This window comes from Saccharomonospora iraqiensis subsp. paurometabolica YIM 90007, assembly GCF_000231035.2.
GTDB classification, from domain to species: domain Bacteria; phylum Actinomycetota; class Actinomycetes; order Mycobacteriales; family Pseudonocardiaceae; genus Saccharomonospora; species Saccharomonospora paurometabolica.
The window spans coordinates 11,129-13,368 of sequence record NZ_KI912225.1 but is presented as its reverse complement, the minus strand read 5'-3'; the positions used below and the strand labels follow the sequence as shown (position 1 = coordinate 13,368).

Annotated in this window: 3 protein-coding genes and 1 pseudogene; 1 reads left to right on the top strand and 3 read right to left on the bottom strand. The window is 75.0% G+C overall.

From position 1 onward, the window contains the following. The 3 genes from SACPADRAFT_RS26505 to SACPADRAFT_RS0208690 all read right to left on the bottom strand — a co-directional run. The coding region (locus SACPADRAFT_RS26505) for a sulfite exporter TauE/SafE family protein (RefSeq protein ID WP_007027352.1) at positions 1 to 830 on the bottom strand (830 nt) is incomplete at its 3' end. 115 nt (positions 831 to 945) lie between these two features. Further along, on the bottom strand, positions 946 to 1,029 hold the full coding sequence (locus SACPADRAFT_RS34485; RefSeq protein WP_407690019.1) for a putative leader peptide: 84 nt from the start codon (positions 1,027 to 1,029) through the stop codon (positions 946 to 948). Positions 1,030 to 1,110: 81 nt separating this feature from the next. Then, positions 1,111 to 1,692, bottom strand: coding sequence for a TetR/AcrR family transcriptional regulator (locus tag SACPADRAFT_RS0208690; protein WP_007027351.1), 582 nt, complete (start codon positions 1,690 to 1,692; stop codon positions 1,111 to 1,113). 204 nt (positions 1,693 to 1,896) lie between these two features. Here SACPADRAFT_RS0208690 and SACPADRAFT_RS0208685 point away from each other — a divergent pair. Further along, positions 1,897 to 2,240: pseudogene (locus SACPADRAFT_RS0208685) on the top strand (hypothetical protein); the annotation flags it as partial.

Genomic DNA, 2,240 nt, shown 5'->3' with positions numbered 1-2,240 from the left:
CCCAGCCCCACGGCCCACAGCGCGCCGATCCCGGCGAGCACCAGCGTCGTCGCCACGGGGCCCGCGGTGGCCACGTCGAGCAGGGTCAGGGTGTTGGTGAGCACGATCATGCCGCCCGCCGCGGTGCCGAGCACCCGCGGCGCGAGCCTGCGCACGATCCAGGCCGCCAACGGGGCCGCGAGCACACCGCCGGTCATCAGGCCGGCCACCACGGTGTAGTCGAGCTGATGGTCGCTGCTCAGGGCGACGAAGAACCCGCCGCTGGCCGCCAGCGCGACGAGGAACTCGGAGGTGTCCACCGACCCGACCACCTTGCGCGGCTCCAGCCTGCCCGAGGAGAGCAGGGTGGTCGTCGCGATCGGCCCCCACCCCCCGCCACCGCTGGCGTCGACGAAACCGGCCACCAGGCCCAGCGGCCCCAGGAACCGGGCGCCCGGCCTGCGGGAGGTGATCAGATCGCCCAGCCGCAGGAACGCGAACCGGACGAGCACGTACAGCCCCAGCAGCAGCAGGACCGTACTGATCCACACCGACGCCGCCCCGGTGGACAGCGCGGTGAGCACGTACGCGCCGAGCACGGCGCCCACCGCGCCGGGCACGGCCAGCACGCCGACCGTGCGCCAGTCGATGTTGGACAACCGCCAGTGCGCGGCGCCGGAGGCCAGCGCGGTGCCGACCTCGGCGAGGTGGATCGCGGCCGAGGCGACCGCGGGCGCGGTCCCCACGGCCAGCAGGGTCGTCGTGGCCGTCACACCGAAGGCCATGCCCAGCGAGCCGTCGACGAGCTGGGCGAGGAAACCGGCGAGACCGAACAGGAAGAGGGTGAGCATGCGCAGACCTCGGGTCGCCGACGCCGCACGCGGGGTCCGGCGGCGCGGGAACGGGCACTCGGGCTCTCGGACGCACTCGGGGCGTCGGACGCGGTCGGGTTCGGGACCCCACCGGTCACCGGCCCGGGCAGATCGAGGAACTCACCCGCAGCAGGTCGATGTGCCGCCGCTCGACCAGCCCCGCCGTGTGCCTGCCCATGGCCGGTGATCGTCGCAGTCGGCGGCACACCGGTCCACCCGCTCCCACATGGTGGGTGCGCCGCGTTCGTCGGTACGGCGTTCAGCCCAGCGGCCGGGGGGCGAACTCCGCCACCCGGCGGAACACCTCGCCCGGCGGGTCGTCGCGGACCCACCCCTCCAGGTTCCCGGTGCGCCACAGCGTCGCGAAGCCGTGTGCCAGCGACCAGGACGCGACCGCGCCGAGCCCGGTGTCCCCCGCGGCCGTCCGGGGAAGCGCGGCGACCCCCGTACGGAGCAGCTCCGCCGTGTTCCGGCGGGCCCGCATCAGGGCGGGGTCGTCCCGGTGGTGGAGGTCGGGCCGGTACATCACCTCGAAATGGGCCGGATGGGACTCGGCGAACTCGACGTAGCGCACCCCGAACTCGAGCAACGCGCGGGTCCCGTCCGCCAGGGCCTCGGACAGCGACGCCGCCAGCATCTCGTTGCCCTCCACGGCGATCGCGGTGAGCAGACCGGCCTTGTCCCCGAAGTGGTGCGCCGGCGCGGCGTGCGAGACCCCGGCGCGGCGGGCGAGGTCGCGCAGGCTGACGGCGGCGGGGCCGTCGGCGGTGATGACCTCGACGGCCGCGTCGAGGACGGCGCGGCGGAGGTCGCCGTGGTGGTAGGTGTGCCGGTCGGACATGCCGGAATCCTACGGCGCATCTTGACGTTGACAGGATTTGATCATGGGGGATCGGCCGTTCTCCACCACAACGGGTGAGCACCCGCGCGGTGGGTGTCCCGCCGTCCCGCCCCCCGCCTCCCGGCGCACGGCACCCCGGCGGTGAGTCGGCCGTGCCTCCCCGGTTCCGGGTGTGTGCGGGTACGCGCCGGGTAGTCCGGGTACATGCGCGATTTCGGTGAGGACGAACCCCGTGCCCGGGGTCCGTCCGTGGTCTGGCAGGGGCCCGAGGACGCGCCCGTGGTGCTGGTGCTCGACCCCGCGGGGGAGGCCAGGCACGAGACCCTGCCCGCCACCTGGCGGCCCCTGGCCGAGCACCTGCGCATCGGCTGGTGCCGACTGCCCGCGGGATTCGGGGACACGCCCTCCGTCGAGGACCTGCTCCGGGGAGTGCGGCAGCGGGTCCACCTGGTGGCCGCGGCGACGGCCGCCGAGCCCGCGCTGCGGCTCGCACACGAGCACGCGGGCCACGTCCGCAGCGTCGTCGCGGTCGACCCGGCGCCGGCGTC